Origin of the sequence: Amycolatopsis sp. VC5-11 (assembly GCF_037034185.1) — a bacterium.
Lineage (GTDB): Bacteria > Actinomycetota > Actinomycetes > Mycobacteriales > Pseudonocardiaceae > Amycolatopsis > Amycolatopsis nivea.
In genome coordinates this window covers 550,277-566,951 of the sequence record NZ_JBAGKF010000002.1, presented here as the reverse complement: position 1 = coordinate 566,951, position 16,675 = coordinate 550,277, and the positions used below count along the sequence as shown (strand labels likewise).

At 70.4% G+C, this 16,675-nt stretch carries 14 protein-coding genes; 3 read left to right on the top strand and 11 right to left on the bottom strand.

Features of this window, described 5'->3' with window-relative positions:
- Positions 1–53: 53 nt before the first annotated feature.
- The 3 genes from WA670_RS09975 to WA670_RS09965 all read right to left on the bottom strand — a co-directional run bounded on the left by WA670_RS09975 (position 54) and on the right by WA670_RS09965 (position 3,803).
- On the bottom strand, positions 54–2,066 hold the full coding sequence (locus tag WA670_RS09975; protein ID WP_336157567.1) for a M6 family metalloprotease domain-containing protein: 2,013 nt from the start codon (positions 2,064–2,066) through the stop codon (positions 54–56).
- Between the two features lie 450 nt (positions 2,067–2,516).
- Positions 2,517–3,383, bottom strand: a complete 867-nt coding sequence (prmC, locus tag WA670_RS09970; RefSeq protein ID WP_037815384.1) for a peptide chain release factor N(5)-glutamine methyltransferase — start codon at positions 3,381–3,383, stop codon at positions 2,517–2,519.
- 75 nt (positions 3,384–3,458) lie between these two features.
- The gene (locus tag WA670_RS09965) at positions 3,459–3,803 is read right to left on the bottom strand and encodes a MerR family transcriptional regulator (protein ID WP_037815386.1); all 345 of its coding nucleotides are present in this window, start codon (positions 3,801–3,803) and stop codon (positions 3,459–3,461) included.
- Between the two features lie 56 nt (positions 3,804–3,859).
- Here WA670_RS09965 and WA670_RS09960 point away from each other — a divergent pair, with 56 nt between their 5' ends.
- Both WA670_RS09960 and WA670_RS09955 read left to right on the top strand, forming a co-directional pair.
- Positions 3,860–4,594 (top strand): alpha/beta fold hydrolase, encoded by a 735-nt coding sequence (locus WA670_RS09960; RefSeq protein WP_336157566.1) that lies wholly within the window; start codon positions 3,860–3,862, stop codon positions 4,592–4,594.
- Complete coding sequence (locus WA670_RS09955) at positions 4,594–5,367, top strand: TIGR03619 family F420-dependent LLM class oxidoreductase (protein ID WP_336157565.1); 774 nt, start codon at positions 4,594–4,596, stop codon at positions 5,365–5,367. Before WA670_RS09960 ends, WA670_RS09955 begins: the two co-directional genes overlap by 1 nt.
- A 95-nt stretch (positions 5,368–5,462) precedes the next feature.
- On the opposite strand, the gene prfA is transcribed toward WA670_RS09955, so the two are convergent.
- Together prfA and rpmE are read right to left on the bottom strand one after the other, a co-directional pair.
- On the bottom strand, positions 5,463–6,533 hold the full coding sequence (prfA, locus tag WA670_RS09950) for a peptide chain release factor 1 (RefSeq protein WP_043832088.1): 1,071 nt from the start codon (positions 6,531–6,533) through the stop codon (positions 5,463–5,465).
- A gap of 81 nt (positions 6,534–6,614) precedes the next feature.
- On the bottom strand, positions 6,615–6,842 hold the full coding sequence (gene rpmE / locus WA670_RS09945; protein WP_037817406.1) for a 50S ribosomal protein L31: 228 nt from the start codon (positions 6,840–6,842) through the stop codon (positions 6,615–6,617).
- 233 nt (positions 6,843–7,075) lie between these two features.
- Here rpmE and WA670_RS09940 point away from each other — a divergent pair, with 233 nt between their 5' ends.
- Positions 7,076–7,600, top strand: a complete 525-nt coding sequence (locus WA670_RS09940) for a hypothetical protein (protein WP_037817404.1) — start codon at positions 7,076–7,078, stop codon at positions 7,598–7,600.
- 159 nt (positions 7,601–7,759) lie between these two features.
- On the opposite strand, the gene rho is transcribed toward WA670_RS09940, so the two are convergent.
- The 6 genes from rho to argS form a co-directional block, all read right to left on the bottom strand.
- Complete coding sequence (gene rho, locus WA670_RS09935) at positions 7,760–9,775, bottom strand: transcription termination factor Rho (protein WP_134728211.1); 2,016 nt, start codon at positions 9,773–9,775, stop codon at positions 7,760–7,762.
- A gap of 406 nt (positions 9,776–10,181) precedes the next feature.
- The gene (gene thrB, locus WA670_RS09930) at positions 10,182–11,072 is read right to left on the bottom strand and encodes a homoserine kinase (RefSeq protein WP_037817400.1); all 891 of its coding nucleotides are present in this window, start codon (positions 11,070–11,072) and stop codon (positions 10,182–10,184) included.
- A complete protein-coding gene (thrC, locus tag WA670_RS09925; protein WP_134728210.1) occupies positions 11,069–12,124 on the bottom strand; it encodes a threonine synthase in 1,056 nt (351 codons plus the stop codon). Before thrC ends, thrB begins: the two co-directional genes overlap by 4 nt.
- An 82-nt stretch (positions 12,125–12,206) precedes the next feature.
- Positions 12,207–13,532, bottom strand: coding sequence for a homoserine dehydrogenase (locus WA670_RS09920; RefSeq protein WP_336157684.1), 1,326 nt, complete (start codon positions 13,530–13,532; stop codon positions 12,207–12,209).
- A gap of 12 nt (positions 13,533–13,544) precedes the next feature.
- On the bottom strand, positions 13,545–14,975 hold the full coding sequence (gene lysA / locus WA670_RS09915; RefSeq protein ID WP_134667318.1) for a diaminopimelate decarboxylase: 1,431 nt from the start codon (positions 14,973–14,975) through the stop codon (positions 13,545–13,547).
- A gap of 3 nt (positions 14,976–14,978) precedes the next feature.
- On the bottom strand, positions 14,979–16,643 hold the full coding sequence (gene argS, locus WA670_RS09910; RefSeq protein WP_037817395.1) for an arginine--tRNA ligase: 1,665 nt from the start codon (positions 16,641–16,643) through the stop codon (positions 14,979–14,981).
- Positions 16,644–16,675 lie beyond the last annotated feature (32 nt).

Below are 16,675 nucleotides of genomic sequence, written 5' to 3'. Positions count from 1 at the left end.
AACCCGGTCGAAAGGCGCCATCCGCCGTTCGGACGGATGACGCCTTTCGTGGCTCAGAACCCGATCGCGGTACAGGCGGTCGTCGTGGTCTTCGCCGGGTCGGCGATCGACGTCGCGGTCAGCCGCACGCGAGCGGTGTGCGGTGCGCCCGCCGAGCGTTTCGCGTACGCCTGGATTTGCGTCGAGCCGCCGAACTTGGCGGTGGCCAACGCGCTCGGGAGCCGGACTTCCCAGCCGCGGGTGTCGGTGGACGCGGTCAGCCGGTAGGTGTCCTGGTCGTACGGGGCTGCCGCGCCGCGTGCCGAACCCTGGTTCGACAGGCGGAAGTCGCAGGTAGCGAGGCCACCGCGGGCGAACGCGGGCAGTGCCGGCCACAACCACGCGCCGCGCGTTTGCGGTCCGGCGCCGTCGAGCGACGCGACGGTGACCGTGTACGACAGCACGCCGCGGCTGTCGCGGTCGAGGTCGGTGACGAGGAACCGCAACCGGTTGGCCTCGTCGGTGTACTCGTAACCGCTGGACGCGCCGGTGCCCGCCTTGAACGTGGCGTCGTTGAGCTGCCGGTAGTCGCCGACGGTGATCTTGACCGGGGTGCCGTCCGGGCGGACGTAGTCGGTCAGGCCGATGTCCTGCGGGTTGGCGTCGACGATCCATTCAAACGGCGCGGCGTCGCGGCTCTTGGTCTTGGCCAGCAGGACACCGGAGTCCGGGGCGAACGAGTCCGAGCCCATCCGGTCGACGACCTCCACGCTGTAGTGGTCATACCCGCCGCCGTCGCACTTCGGGTCCTTCGCGGGATCGCACTTGGGCGAACGGTCCCCGCCGGTGAGCGCGATCGTGATGCCCGCGTACGCGCCTTGCTCCGGCACCGCCTCCCGGGCGGTCACGCGGGCGGTGACCGGACCGGTCGTGGCGAGCTGGTTCCGGTCGAGGTTCAGGACGGACTTCGGATCGACGATGCCGAGCTTGAGTTTGTTGCGCAGCATGTGGTGCGCGCCCATCGAACCGCCCTCGGTCGCCGGGATCTGCCAGCGCGTGTGCGGGCCGCCGGGACCGTTGAAACTGCCGCGCGACAACATTTCCCACGGTCCGGTGTAGGACCGCCGGGGCGGATCGCCGAACGGGTTGTTGTAGTTGTCGCCGATGCCGAGGATGTGGCTGAACTCGTGCGCGAACACGCCCTGGCCGGAGCTTTCCGCCTGCGTCGAGGATCCGTTGGCCGCGTTGGGCCAGATGGTCGACGCCGACGCCCACGACGTCCAGGGCACGTACCGCGTGTGCGCCCAGTTCTGGTCGCCCGGTTTGCTGCCCGGCGGGCCGAATTCGGCGGGCACGTTCTCCTTCGAGCCGAATTTCATCTCGCCGAATTCCTGCCACGTCGAGCTTTCGTCCTGGCCCGCGGAAAGGAAGAAGACGAAATCGAACTGGTCGGCGACCGGACCGACGTCGGCGCGCCACGCGTCGCCCGCGTCCTTGCGCAGGTCCCGGGTGCAGTCGGCGTCCGCCGGACAGTCCTGCGGCTGCATTTCCATGCCGTACTCGAAGGATTTGCCCGGCATCCGGTAGGGGCCGAACGCGGTGAGGTCGACGCCGAACCGGCCGCCGGAGTCCTCCATCCAGTACTCGTTGATGGTGTGGCCGTGGTTGAGGGTTTCGGGTTTGTTGAGGAAGTCCTGGTAATGCTGCGCGACTTTCTCGCGCGGCAGATTGCTGGCCGACGGAGACGGATTGCCGAAGACGGTCGAATGCGGCGGCTTCGTGACGACGAAATCCGCGTCCGGGTAGTCGGCGAGCACGACGGCGCCCTTGAACTTGCGCACGGTCGGCTTGAGCGACGGGTCGGCCCAGTTGGTGCCCGGGACGTGGCGGTAGTCCTGCCAGGTCATGCTCGCCTGGTCGGCCCAGTGCGCGGAGTCCAGCGGCGCGGGCCAGCCCCGCCCGATCGGATCAGCCGCGGCGGTCCCGGCGAGCAACGCGGGAGCCAGCGCCGCGACCGCCACGACGACAGCGACCCGGCCGCGCCTCGTGCGAGTGCGGTGAATCCGGCGGGGTAAGGGGGATCTCATCGTCGCTCCTCACTTCTCCGCCGGTCCGCCCGGCGGTCCCGAGGCCCGACGCTAACGGTGATCGTTAGGCGAGCGAACGAAATCCACCCCGCTGCCGCACGACGAAAGTCGGGCAAGACGAAGGCAAAGGTGCGAATGGCCCAGTGCGGGGGGTGGGCAGCAACGCGGGGGAGTCTGTGAGGGGTCCCTTCACGGACGTCCGGGCAGGGCAAGGTTCGTGAGGGCCACCCTCACTGACGCTGATTCCTGCAGGGTTCCCCTCACGAACGCCTGCGGGCCGTGAAGGGCTCCCTCACGGACGTAGATTCCCTCAAGGAGCCCTTCACGGACATCCAGACACGGCAAGGTCCGTGAGGGCCACCCTCACGAACGCAGATTCCCCCAGGGTTCCCCTCACGACCCACAACCGTCCGTGAAAGAGCCCTTCACGAGCGTTGCGCGAAGCGGGGCTCAGCCCAGTCGGCGAGCGGTGACGAACCGTGCGCGCCCGCTGTAGTCGGGATGGTCCTCCACCCCGGTCAGCACCCGGCGCGCCCGGACCAGTGCGGGCACCGCCGAACCATGCGTGTCGTCGTGTTCGATCGCCAGGCCGCCGCCCGGGCGCAGCAACCGCGCGCCGGCCGCGATCGCGTGCCGGATCACTGCCAGACCGCTTTCCTCCGCGAAGACCGCGCGGGCCGGGTCGTGTTCGCCTACCTCCGGCGGGACCGGGGTGCCCTCCGGGACGTACGGCGGGTTGCAGAGCACCAGGTCGACGAGACCGTCGAGTTCGGCGAACATCGTCGGATCCGCGATGTCGCCGGAGTAGAGCCGGATCGGGGTGTTGCCCGCCGCGGTGTGCACGTCGGCGTTGTGCCGGGCCCAGGCGAGCGCCTGCGGGTCGACGTCGACCGCGTAGACCACCGCGTCCGGGCGTTCGTGCGCGAGCGCCAGCGCCAGCGCGCCGGACCCGGTGCACAGGTCGACCACCACCGGGTATTCGCGGCCCTGGAGGAACTTCACGCCCCATTCGAGGAGCAGTTCGGTCTCCGGGCGCGGGACGAACACGCCCGCGCCGACGTTGACCGTGATGTTGCCGAGCGCGGCCCAGCCGGTGAGGTACTGCAGCGGGATCCGCTTGGCGCGCTGCGCGACGAGCTGGCCGATCGCGTCGATCACCGGCGGGTCGACCAGCGGCACCATCGGCAGCCTGCCCCGTTCGACGCCGAGCACGTGCGCGGCGATGAGATCCGCGTCCGACCGCGGCGATTCCACGCCCGCCTCGGTGAGGATCCGGGTGGCCTCCATGATGGCCAGGCGCAGCGGCTGCCGATTCACTGGTCGTCCTTCACTCGTCGAAACTGCCCCCGGAGGGGGTGCTGCCCAGCGTATCGACCCCCGGCCGCGCGGGGGTCACGCCTGGCCGAGATATCCGGACAGGACTTCGCGTCGCTGGGCGAGATCCCCGATCCGCCGGTCCACCTCGGCCAGTTCCCCGCGCAGCCTGCGCACCAGTTCGGGGCACAGGTCGAGGTGCGCGGCGGGTCCGCTCGCGCAGTCGAGCATCCCGGCGATCATCTCCGTGGTCAGGCCCGCGGCCAGCAGTTTCCGGATCTGGCACACCCGGACGACGGCCTCCTCGTCGTACACCCGGTACCCGCTCGTGTTGCGCTCCGAGGCCAGCAGGCCCTGTTCGCCGTAGTACCGCAGCAGCCGCGGCGCGACGCCGGTGCGCTGCGCGAGTTCGCCGATCAGCATCCGATTTTCTCCTGCTTCTGGCCTTCACACTGGTGTCAATCCTTAACGTCGCGAACATGACAGAACATTTCGCGCCCCTCGTCGCCGGACAGGGCCCCGGCCTGCTGCTCGCCCACGGCGCGGGCGGCGGCGTGACCGCCAATTTCGGTCCGCTGCTGGACGATCTCGCCCGCACGCACACCGTGGTCGGGGCCGATTACCCGGTCGCGGGCGGCACACTCGACGAACTCGCCGACGGACTGGTCGCGACCGCCGTCGACGCCGGGGTCGAGAAGTTCGCCGTGCTCGGCTACTCGCTCGGCACGGCCGTCGCGGTCCGCGTGGCCACCAGGCATCCCGAGCGCGTGACCGGCCTCATCCTCACCGCGGGCTTCGCCCGGCCGGACGCGCGGATGGAACTGGCGCTGGATGTGTGGGCAGAGTTGCTGAAAGGCGACCGCACTCTGCTCGCCAAGTACTTGATGCTGACCGCGGTCAGCGAGCCGTTCCTCGCCGCGCTGACGCCGGAGCAGGTCGCCGAGGCGGTCGCCGGGTTGGCCGCGTCGGTACCCGCGGGGACGGCGAAGCAGGTCGAACTGGTCCGGAAGGTCGACACCCGGGCGGAACTGGCGTCGATCGCGGTCCCGACGCTGGTGATCGCCACGACGCTGGACTCCCTCGTGCCGCCAAAGCACTCGCAGGAGCTGGCCGACGGGATTCCCGGCGCGGAGCTGGTCGAAATCGCATCCGGGCACGGCATCGGCGAGGAAGCGCCGGAAGCCTGGCTCACCGCGATCCGGAAGGTGCAGTGATGAGCCGCCAGGTGGTCCTGCCGAACGAGTCCCCCGACCTGACCCCGCACCGCCTCGCCGACCTCGCCCGGCTGGCTGAGGAGCTGGGGTACGAATCCGTGTGGCTGCCGGACCACGTGCTGCCGCCGGAGCCGTTCGGCGAGGTCTTCGGCGGCGTGTACGAGCCGCTGGCGACACTCGCCTACCTGGCCGCGGCGACCGAACGCGTGCAGCTGGGCACGTCCGTGGTGATCGTGCCGCTGCGCGAACCGCACCTGCTGGCCAAACAGGCCGCGACGATCGACCGGCTGTCCGGGCACCGGCTGGTGCTGGGCGTCGGCGCGGGGTGGAACGAGCCGGAGTTCGCGGAGATCGGCGCGGATTTCCCCCGCCGCGGCGCGACGCTGGACGAGACGCTTTCGTTGCTGGATCAGCTGTTCACCACCGGACGAGGCCGGTCCGGCGGGTATTTCGAACCGCGGCCGGAGGGCCGGATCCCGATTCTGGTCGGCGGGAATTCGACAGTCGCGCTGCGCCGGGCGGTCCGGGCTGGAGACCAGTGGCTCAGCGCGGGCCTCTCACCGGAGGCTTTCGCGGAACGGGTCGCGAAGCTGTCCCAGCTCGACCCGGAGCGGCGCGTGCGGCGGATCGCCCGGCAGCAGTACGACGAAGAAACAGCCGTCGAGACCTACCGCGCGTACCGGGACGCCGGGGCGGACGCGGTGGCCGTGCATTTCGGGGATGACAAGGGATACGAGGAACGGATGACGGCGTTCGCCGCGGCGACCTCGTGAGTGCCTGACCCGAGGAGAACCGCGGCCGCCGATTCCATTGTGGACGGACAGCGCGCCGCTCGGATTGCTTGGGCTGGCACCGATTTCGGTGCTCGTCAGCCCGACTGAGCGGCGAGCCGTTCCTCCCGGTCGGCCGACGCCAGCGCGTCCAGCACCCCGTCCAGTTCCCCGTCGAGGACCTGGTCCAGGTTGTACGCCTTGTAGTTCACCCGGTGGTCCGAAATCCGGTTCTCCGGGAAGTTGTACGTCCGCACCCGCTCCGAGCGGTCCACCGTCCGGACCTGCGAACGGCGCGCGTCCGACGCCTTCGCCGCGGCCTCTTCCTCGGCGACCTGCTGCAGCCGGGCCTGCAGCACCTGCAGCGCCCGCGCGCGGTTCTGGATCTGCGACTTCTCGTTCTGGCACGACACGACGATCCCGGTCGGCAGGTGGGTGATCCGCACCGCCGAGTCGGTGGTGTTGACGCTCTGCCCGCCGGGACCCGACGAGCGGAACACGTCGATGCGCAGGTCGTTCGGGTCGATTTCGACCTCGACCTCTTCCGGTTCCGGATAAATCAGCACGCCGGACGCGGACGTGTGGATGCGGCCCTGCGATTCCGTCGCGGGCACGCGCTGCACCCGGTGCACGCCGCCCTCGAACTTCAGCCTCGCCCAGACGCCTTCGACGTCCGCGGTCTTGCTCTTGAGCGACAGCGTGACGTCCTTGTAGCCGCCGAGGTCCGACTCCGTCGAGTCGAGCACCTCGGCCTTCCAGTTGTGCCGTTCGGCGTAGCGCAGGTACATCCGCAGCAGGTCGCCGGCGAACAGCGCGGATTCCTCGCCGCCCTCGCCGGACTTGATCTCCATGACCACGTCGGAGCCGTCGTACGGGTCGCGCGGCAGCAGCAGTTCGGTGAGTTTCGCTTCGAGCTGCGGGATTTTCGCCGACAGCTCCTCGGCCTCGGCGGCGAACGCCGCGTCCTCGGCCGCCAGTTCCTTCGCCGCGGACAGGTCGTCGCGGGTCTGATCCAGCTCGCGCACCGCGCGCACGACCGGGCTCAGCTCGGCGTAGCGGCGGCCCAGTTTGCGGGCCCTGGCCTGGTCGGCATGCACCGCGGGGTCGGCGAGCTGCTGTTCCAGCTGTGCGTGCTCGTCGAGCAGCCCCTTGAGCGAACTCGAATCCACTTCGCCGTCTCCCTCTCGCGAACAGGCCCGGACAGAACAACGGCGCCCACCCGGGCGTGCGGGTGGGCGCCGTTGGACAAGCTACTTGGCGTCGGTCTTCTGCTGACGCTTGCCGTAGCGCTTCTCGAACCGGGCAACCCGGCCACCGGTGTCCATGATCTTCTGCTTGCCGGTGTAGAAGGGGTGGCAGTTCGAGCAGATCTCGACGTGGATCTGACCCGACTCCTTCGTGCTGCGGGTGACGAAGGTGTTCCCGCAGTTGCACGTGACGGTCGTGGTCACGTATTCGGGGTGAATACCGCTCTTCATGGTGTCCTCTCTCGTTGGCCCCGGGTCCCCAGTACGGGGTGAACCGGTGCCGGACTTCAGCGGGTCATTCTGCCAGACGTGCCGGCAAGGGCTTCAACACACCCCGGTGACCAGGTATTCCGCCGCCGGTCGCGACCGTGGGTAGTGAAGGACATTCGCATTGTACGGATTTTGTACCCGCTGGCGTGAAGCTGGCCGAGTTCGTGAATCGCTCACTTTCTGGAGGTCCGGACATGCGCACGACCGACCTGCTCACCCGGCTCGCGAAGCCGGCCGCGGCGCTCGCCCTCGCCGCTTCCGCCGCGGTCTTCGCGCCTGCCGCGAATGCATCCGGCGGCATCACCGCGGCGGACGTGAACCCCGCCGCCGGAACGTTCTCGGAGCTGTCCGAGGCGAACCTGACCGGGGCGGGCGACGGCACCCCGGCCGGTGCGGTCGCCTGGTACAAGGCGCACGCCGGAAGCACCGGGTGGGAGCACTACTGCGAGAAGGCCGCGGAGAATTCCTACGGCGTCACCGGGGTGTGGGCGTCGGCCAACGCACATTGGAACGGCGCCAGCCCGAAGCACACCAGCGGCAAACCGCCCGCCGGTTCGTTCGTGTACTGGAACATCAGCGCCTACGGCCACGTCGGCATCGCGGACGGCAACGGCGGTTTCTACGCCACCAGCGTCGGCGGCAAGATCGGCCACGGCAGCTCCACGAGCTACTTCAACAACTACCGCGGCTGGACCCCGGCCGCCGTCCCCCGCCACTGAGTTTTCTGCCGCGCCACCTCCCCGGTGCGGCAGAAACGTCCGTGAAGGACTCCTTGGGGGAATCTGATTCCCCCAAGGAGTCCTTCACGGACCTCCACACGCACCACGGCCCGCCCCCCGGAAGTGATGGGGGCGGGCCGTGGTGCGTGAAGCGGGAACTCAGTCGTCGTCTCCGCCGCCGAGGGCGGTCTTCGAGACCTGCATCAGGAATTCGATGTTGGTCTTCGTCTTGCGCAGCCGCGAGATCAGCAGGTCGATGGCCTGCTGCGAGTCCAGCGCGTGCAGCACGCGGTGCAGCTTGTGCGTGACGGCCAGCTCGTCCGGCGAGAGCAGCAGCTCTTCCTTGCGGGTGCCGGACGGGTTGACGTCCACCGCCGGGAACACGCGGCGCTCGGAGATCTTGCGGTCGAGCTTGAGCTCCGCGTTGCCGGTGCCCTTGAACTCCTCGAAGATCACCGTGTCCATCGTGGACCCGGTCTCCACCATCGCGGTCGCGAAGATGGTGAGCGAGCCGCCGTTCTCGATGTTGCGCGCGGCGCCGAGGAAACGCTTCGGCGGGTACAGCGCGGTCGAGTCGACACCACCGGACAGGATCCGGCCGGACGCGGGCGCGGCCAGGTTGTAGGCGCGGCCGAGACGGGTGATCGAGTCGAGCAGGACGACCACGTCGTGGCCCATTTCGACCAGGCGCTTGGCCCGTTCGATGGACAGCTCGGCGACCGAGGTGTGGTCGGACGGCGGGCGGTCGAAGGTGGAGGCGATGACCTCGCCCTTCACCGACCGCTGCATGTCGGTGACCTCTTCCGGACGCTCGTCGACCAGCACGACCATGAGGTGGGCCTCAGGGTTGTTGGTCGTGATCGCGTTCGCGATGTCCTGCATGATCGTGGTCTTGCCGGCCTTCGGCGGGGACACGATCAGCGCACGCTGGCCCTTGCCGACCGGCATGATCAGGTCGATCACGCGGGTCGTGAGCTTGTGCGGCTCGGTCTCGAGGCGCAGCCGCTCGTTCGGGTACAGCGGGGTCAGCTTCGTGAAGTCGGGACGGCGCTTGGCCTCGTCCGGCTCCAGGCCGTTGATCGAGTCGACGCGCACCAGCGGGTTGAACTTCTGCCGCTGCTGCTCGCCCTCGCGCGGCTGGCGCACGACACCGGTGATCGCGTCGCCGCGGCGCAGGCCGAACTTGCGGACCAGCGACAGCGACACGTACACGTCGTTCGGCCCGGCCAGGTAGCCCGAGGTGCGCACGAACGCGTAGTTGTCGAGCACGTCCAGGATGCCGGCGACCGGCAGCAGGACGTCGTCCTCGCGGATCTCGGTGTCGGGAGCGCCGCCCTCGCGCTGGCCGCCCCCGCTGCCCCGGCGGCGACGGTCGCGGAAGCGGCGCCCGCGGCGGCCGCCTTCCTCGTCGTCGTCCTGCGGGCCGTTGTTCCGGTTGTCGCGGTTGTCCTGCTGGTTCCGCTGCCGGTTGTCCTGGCGGTCCTGACGGTTGTCCTGGCCGCCGCGGTTGTCCCGGTTGCCGTCGCGGTTGTTGTCGCGGTTGTCGCGGCCGTTGTCCCGGTTATCGCGGTTGTCGCGGTTGTTGTCGCGGTTGCCGCCCTGGCGGTCGCCGCGCTGGTCGCGCTGGCCGTCGCCCCGGTTCGCGCCGCCGCGGCGGCGGCGGTTGCGGCCGCCTTCCTCGGACTGGCCGTCGGACTGGCCCTCGGAACGGTCGTGGCGCTCCGGGCGCTCCTGCGCGGCGGGCTTGCCGTCCTGCGCGGTCTCCGCCTTCGGGGCCTCGGCCTTGGGAGCCTCCGCCTGGACCGGCTCCGCCTTCGGCGCCTCGGTCTTGGCAGCCGCCTCCGCCTTCGGCGCGTCGGCCTTGGCCCGGCGGGCGGGCTTCTCGGCCTTCTCCGCCTTGGCAGGCTCGCCGACGCCTTCGAGCGGCAGCGTGTCGGCCGCGGCGGTGCGCTTCTTGCTCTTGCCCTGGCGCTCGCGGATCGCGGCGATCAGGTCCCCCTTGCGCATGCCGGTGGTCTCGCCCACACCCAGTTCGCCCGCCAGCTGGCGGAGCTCGGCGATGACCATTCCGGACAGGCCCCCGGTGCGGCGCTTCGGAGCGGCCGCGGCCCCATTGGTCTCAGCGGCCGCGGCGGGGGTCTCCACGTCGCCGCTCAACAGATCGGTGTTGCTCACACATGTCCTTCCTGACCGATCCACGTTCCAGGTGGATCAGCGGACTGCCGCCGGTAGCGAGACGGCTTCTGCCTCCGATGCGGACGGCTCGCGCCCAGCCGTGCGAGACACAGCGAAGCGCCGCCAGCACAGGGTGTTTGCCCCCTCCGGACGGAGAAAGCGGAATTCGGCACCGCCGGAACCGGAAACCCGCCTGCGTCCTCCGCCTCCCCGCGTGCCGGGCGGTGCGGAATCGGCGGATCGACGAAGGATGCGGACCGGAGCCGCCGCTAGGGGCGAACAGGCCCGGCATCGGGTGCGGAAACGCACGGTGATCGAACGCCCCCGAGGGTAGACCGCGCCCTGTCCGGGTGCAACAACCACCCCCCGCGTGGCGCACGCTGCCGTCCAGCCTGTGACCAGGTCGTCACCTGGCCACAACCTGCACGCCATCGCGGTCCACGGGCAATTCGGCGACGTCGAACCCCGTAACGTCCACGCCCGCCGGGAGTATTCCCGTCAGCGTGAGAGCGAGCACAGTGGGACCGGCGCCGGAAATGGTCGCGGGAACGCCTTGCGCACGCAGCGTGCGCACCAATTCCGTGCTCGCCGGGTACGCCTCGGCGCGGTAATCCTGGTGCAGCCGGTCCTCGGTGGCGGCCAGCAGCAGTTCGGGCCGTTCGGTGACGGCCAGCACCGCGAGCGCCGCCCGTCCCGCGCCGTGCGCCGCGTCGGCGTGCGGCACCTGCGCCGGCAGCAGCCCGCGCGTCGTGTTGGTGGACGACTTCTCCCCCGGCACCGCGACTACCGGCCGGATCGCCGCGTTCGGCTCCACGCGTTCGGCACGGAACCGGCCGTCCTCCGCCCACGCCACCACGAGCCCGCCGAACAGGCTCGCCGCCGCGTTGTCCGCGTGGCCCTCGAACTCGGCCGCGAGCTGGAGCGCGTCGGCGTCGAGCGGACGCTCCGCCAGCGCGTAGCCCAGCGCCACGCCGGTCACCACCGCGGCGGCCGACGACCCGAGGCCGCGCGCGTGCGGAATGCTGTTGTGGCAACGGAGATGCAGGCCGGGCGGCCGCACGTCGAGGTGTTCGCAGGCTCGCCGCAGCGCGCGGACCACCAGATGGGATTCGTCGGTCGGCACGTCCTCGACGCCGCCCGCTCCCGCGTCGAGCACCTCGATCTTCAAGCCGCCCTCGGTGACCTGCAGGTCGACCACGTCGTAGCGGGCGAGCGCGAGGCCGAGCGCGTCGAATCCCGGGCCGAGGTTCGCCGTCGACGCCGGGACCGTCGCGCGGAACGCGGGCAGCGCCGTCATCGCAGGTCCAGCGCCGCCGCGACGGCCGTCGGGTCGACCGCGAGCGGTTCCACCTCGACGTTGCCCTCCAACGCCGTCGCCGGGTCCTTCAGGCCGTGCCCGGTGACCGTGCAGACGACCTTCGAACCCTTCGGCAGCCGTCCGTCCGCCGCGGTGGCCAGCAGGCCCGCCACGCTCGTCGCGGACGCCGGCTCCACGAAAACGCCCTCGCGACGGGCCAGCAGCCGGTACGCCTCAAGGATCTTCTCGTCGGTGATCGCGTCGAAGAGCCCGTTCGATTCGGCGCGCGCATGCACCGCGCCGTCCCACGAAGCCGGGCTGCCGATGCGGATCGCGGTCGCGATGGTGTCCGGGTCGGAAACCGGTTCGCCGTGTACCAGCGGCGCGGCGCCTGCGGCCTGGAAACCGAACATCCGCGGGGTGTTCTTGACCACACCGTCCGCCGCGTACTCCGAATAGCCCTTCCAGTACGCGGTGATGTTGCCCGCGTTGCCGACCGGGAGGCAGTGCACGTCCGGGGCCTCGCCGAGCACGTCGCAGATCTCGAACGCGGCGGTCTTCTGCCCCGCGATGCGCACCGGGTTGACCGAGTTGACCAGCGTCACCGGGTAGTCGGCCGCGGTCTTGCGAGCGAGTTCGAGGCAGTCGTCGAAGTTGCCGTCGACCTGGAGGATCCGCGCGCCGTGCAGCACCGCCTGGGCGAGCTTGCCCATCGCGATCTTGCCCTGCGGCACCAGCACCGCACAGGTGAGCCCGGCCCGCGCGGCGTACGCGGCGGCCGACGCGGAGGTGTTGCCGGTGGACGCGCAGATCACCGCTTTGAGGCCGCTCGCCAGCGCGTGCGTGATCGCCACGGTCATCCCGCGGTCCTTGAACGAGCCGGTCGGGTTCGCGCCCTCGACCTTCAGGTACACCTCGGAGCCGGTCAGCTCCGACAGGTGCGCGGCGGGCAGCAGCGGCGTGTTTCCTTCGCCGAGCGTGACCACGCGCGCTCCGTCGGGGACCGGAATCCGGTCGCGATACGCCTCAATGATTCCCGGCCAACCACTCACGCTGCCGCCTCGATTCGGAGTTTCACCATGCTCATCGGCGAGGCGGAAGCATGAATATCCATGATTCGCTTGCAAGCTGCGCTCATGCGTCTTCGCCTTCCACCCGCATCACGCTGACAACCTCGTGCACCACATCGAGTTTCGCGATTTCGTCCACAGTGGACTGCAAAGCCGCGTCGGGTGCGAGATGAGTGACCACGACGAGGCTCGCCGTGTCGTTCGCGTCGCGCTGGCGCACCGCGGCGATGCTCACGCCGTGCGCGGCGAACGCTTGCGCCACCTGGGCGAGCACGCCCGCGCGGTCCGCGACGTCGAGGCTCACGTGGTAGCGCGTCGGCGTCTGGCCCATCGGCCGCACCGGCAGCGCGGCGTGCGCCGATTCGCGCGGGCCGCGGCCGCCGTGCACCTGGTTGCGCGCCACCGCGACGAGGTCGCCGAGCACCGCGCTGGCGGTCGGCGCGCCGCCGGCGCCCTGGCCGTAGAACATCAGCTCGCCGGCCGCGTCCGCCTCGACGTAGACCGCGTTGAACGCGCCGCCGACGCCGGCCAGCTGGTGGCTGCGCGGAATCATCACCGGATGCACGCGAGCGGACACCGATTCCGTGCCGTCGTCCGCGGTCACGCGTTCGCAGATCGCCAGCAGCTTCACCGTGCGGCCGAGCGTGCGCGCGGCGGCCAGATCGGAGGCCGTGACGTCCGCGATGCCTTCGCGGTGCACGTCTTTCGCGGTGACCCGCGAGTGGAACGCCAGCGAGGCGAGGATCGCGGCCTTCGACGCGGCGTCGTAGCCGTCGACGTCCGCCGTCGGGTCCGCTTCCGCGTAGCCGAGCCGGCTCGCCTCGTCAAGCGTTTCGGCGTAGCCCGCGCCGGTGGCGTCCATCGCGGAGAGGATGTAGTTGGTGGTGCCGTTGACGATCCCCATCACGCGGGTGATCCGGTCGCCTGCCAGCGATTCGCGCAGCGGGCGCAGCAGCGGGATCGCACCGGCGACGGCGGCCTCGAAGTAGAGGTCCGCACCGCTGGCGTCGGCCGCCTCGAACAGCTCGGCCGAACACTCGGCGAGCAGCGCCTTGTTGGCGGTGACCACGGATTTGCCCGCGTTCAGCGCGGTGAGCAGCCAGCTGCGCACCGGGTCGATGCCGCCGACCAGCTCGACCACGACGTCGACGTCGTCGCGGGCCACGAGCGCCGCGGCGTCGTCAGTGAGCAGTTCGGCGGGCAGTTCCGGGTGCTTGTCCGGACGCCGCACCGCGATGCCGACCAGTTCCACCGGCGCGCCCGCGCGGGCCGCCAGCTCGCCGGCCTGTTCGGTGAGCAGCCGGGCGACCTCGCTGCCGACCGTGCCGCAGCCGAGCATCGCTACCCGGATGGGTGACCGCTCCGTGGGAGACAGGCCTTTCGGAGACACAGTGGACACTTCTCAAACCTCCAGGCGCAGCATGTCGTCCGTCGTCTCCCTGCGCAGCAGCAGCCGGGCGGCGCCGTTGCGCACGGCGACCACCGCGGGCCGCGGCAGCCGGTTGTAACCACTGGCCATCGCGTAGCAGTAGGCGCCGGTCGCCGCGACGGCCAGCAGGTCGCCGGGAGCCAGCGTGTCTGGCAGCCAGCAGTCTCGGACGACGATGTCGCCGGACTCACAGTGTTTTCCCACCACGCGAGACAACGCCGGGGTCACCGGCTCGTTTCCGTCGGAGGCGGAGCGCGAAACCACCCGGCAGTCGTACACCGCGTCGTAGAGCGCCGTGCGGATGTTGTCGCTCATCCCGCCGTCGACGCTGACGTACCGGCGGGCGGTCTCGTCGCCGAGCGCGACGTCCTTGATCGTGCCCACCTCGTACAGGGTGAACGTGCCCGGACCGGCGATCGCGCGGCCGGGTTCGCCCGCGATGCGCGGCACCGGAAGCTCCGCGTACGCGCATTCCTTGCGGACGATCTCGCGGATCTGCGTGATCATCTGCGAGGGCGGCGGCGGGTTGTCCTTTTCGGTGTAGGCGATGCCGAAACCGCCGCCGAGGTCGACGACGTTCATCTGCTCCAGCAGGTCCCGGCCGTGTTCCTTGGCCAGGTCCGCGAGCAGCCCGACGACGCGGCGCGCGGCGACCTCGAAACCGTCGGCGTCGAAGATCTGCGAACCGATGTGGCTGTGCAGGCCGACCAGCTTGAGCGACGGCGCGTTCAGCACCCGGCGGACCGCCTCGGCGGCATCGCCGGAAGCCAGCGAGAAGCCGAACTTCTGGTCCTCGTGCGCGGTCGCGATGAATTCGTGCGTGTGCGCCTCGACGCCGACCGTCACCCGGACGAGCACCTTCTGCTCGATCCCGTGCGCGGCGGCGATTTCGGCGAGCCGGGCGATCTCGTAGTACGAGTCGACCACCACGGTGCCGACGCCTGCCTCGACCGCCGCGTCCAATTCGGCGACCGATTTGTTGTTGCCGTGGAACGTGATCCGCTCCACCGGGAAGTTCGCGCGCTGCGCGACGGCCAGTTCGCCGCCGCTGCAGACGTCGAGGCTCAGTCCCTGTTCGGCCACCCACCGGGCGACCTCGACGGACAGGAACGCCTTCGACGCGTAGTGCACGAGCGCCGGGTCGTCGAACGCCTCGGCGTAGTCGGCGCAGCGGGACTTGAAGTCCGCCTCGTCGACCACGAACAGCGGCGTGCCGTAGGTCTGCGCGAGGTCGCGCACGTCGACGCCGGCGATCCGGACGACGCCGTCCGCGGCGCGGTAAACGTTGCGCGGCCACACTTTCGCGGGCAGCTGGTCGAGTTCGCCCGCGCTCGCGGGCGGGAACCCGGAGGCGTCAGCATGGGGGTAGACGTCGGCGTGGCGGGGGCCCGCGGGGTGCGCCATGGTTTACATCCGTTCCGGAGCGGAGACACCGAGCAGCGACAAGCCGTTCGCCAGGACCTGGCGCGCGGCTTCGCACAGAGCGAGCCGGGCGTACGTGAGGGGAGTGGCCTCCTCGTCGCCCTGCGGGAGGACCCGGCCCACGGTGTAGAACTTGTGGTACGCGCCGGCCAGTTCCTCGAGGTAGCGGGCCACGCGATGCGGTTCGCGCATCTCCGCCGCCCGGCGCACCACGGCGGGGAATTCGCCGATGGTGCGGATCAGGTCGCCTTCAGCAGGCAGGGTGAGCAGTCCGAAATCGACGTCCTCGCCGGACTCGCCGACCTTCAGGCCGAGGTCCGCCGCGCCGCGCCGCAGCGACGACAGCCGGGCGTGCGCGTACTGCACGTAGTAGACCGGGTTGTCGTTGGAGTGCTTGCGCAGCAAGTCCAAATCGATGTCCAAAGAGGAATCGACGGAGTAGCGGATCAGCTCGTAGCGGGCCGGGTCGACGCCGACCGCCTCCACGAGGTCCTCGAGCGTGATCACGGTGCCCGCGCGCTTGGACATCCGCACCGGCTTGCCGTCGCTGACCAGGTTCACCATCTGGCCGATCAGCACCTCGACCGTCGCCGGGTCGTCGCCGAACGCCGCCGCGGCGGCCTTGAGCCGGGCGATGTAGCCGTGGTGGTCCGCGCCGAGCATGTAGATGCACAGGTCGGCGCCGCGGTTGCGCTTGTCCTTGAAGTAGGCGAGGTCGCCCGCGATGTAGGCCGGGTTGCCGTCCTTCTTGAGGACGACTCGGTCCTTGTCGTCGCCGTACTCGCTGGAGCGGAGCCACCAGGCGCCGTCGGCGAGGTAGAGGTTGCCGGAGTCCTTGAGCTCCTGCACGGCCGCGCCGACCGCGCCGGACTCGTGCAGCGAGTTCTCGTGGAAGTAGACGTCGAAATCGGTGCCGAACTCGTGCAGGCTCTGCTTGATCTGGCTGAACATCAGGTCGATGCCGATGCGCCGGAACGTCTCGTTCCGCTCGTCCTCGGGCAGGCTCAGGGCGCTCGGCTCGGCCTTGAGCACCTCGGCCGCGATGTCGCTGATGTAACCGCCCGCGTAGCCGTCCTCCGGCGCGGGCTCGCCCTTGGCGGCGGCGATCAGCGAACGCACGAAACGGTCGATCTGCGCGCCGGCGTCGTTGAAGTAGTACTCGCGGATCACGTCCGCGCCCTGCGCGTCCAGCACCCGGCCCAGCGCGTCGCCGACCGCGGCCCAGCGCGTCCCGCCGAGGTGGATCGGGCCGGTCGGGTTCGCGGAGACGAACTCCAGGTTGATCCGGCACCCGGCCAGCGCGTCGCCGCGGCCGTACTCCGCGCCCGCGGCCAGCACCTGGCGCACGACCTCGCCCTGTGCGTCCGCGGCGAGCCGGAAGTTCAGGAAGCCCGGTCCGGCGACCTCGGCCGCGGCCACGCCGTCCGCCCCCGCGACGACCTCCGCGAGCGCGTCGGCGAACTCGCGCGGCTTCAGTCCCGCCTTCTTGGCCACCTGCAGCGCGAGGTTGGTCGCGTAGTCTCCGTGGTCCGGGTTGCGCGGGCGTTCGATGGTCACGGTCTCCGGCAGCACGGCGGCGTCGACGCCGCGTGCGGCGAGGACCTGCTCGGCGGAGCTGCGGACCAGATCGGCGAGAGCGGCGGGAGTCACTCGCCGAATTCTAGGTGCGCTCGCGCCGCGCG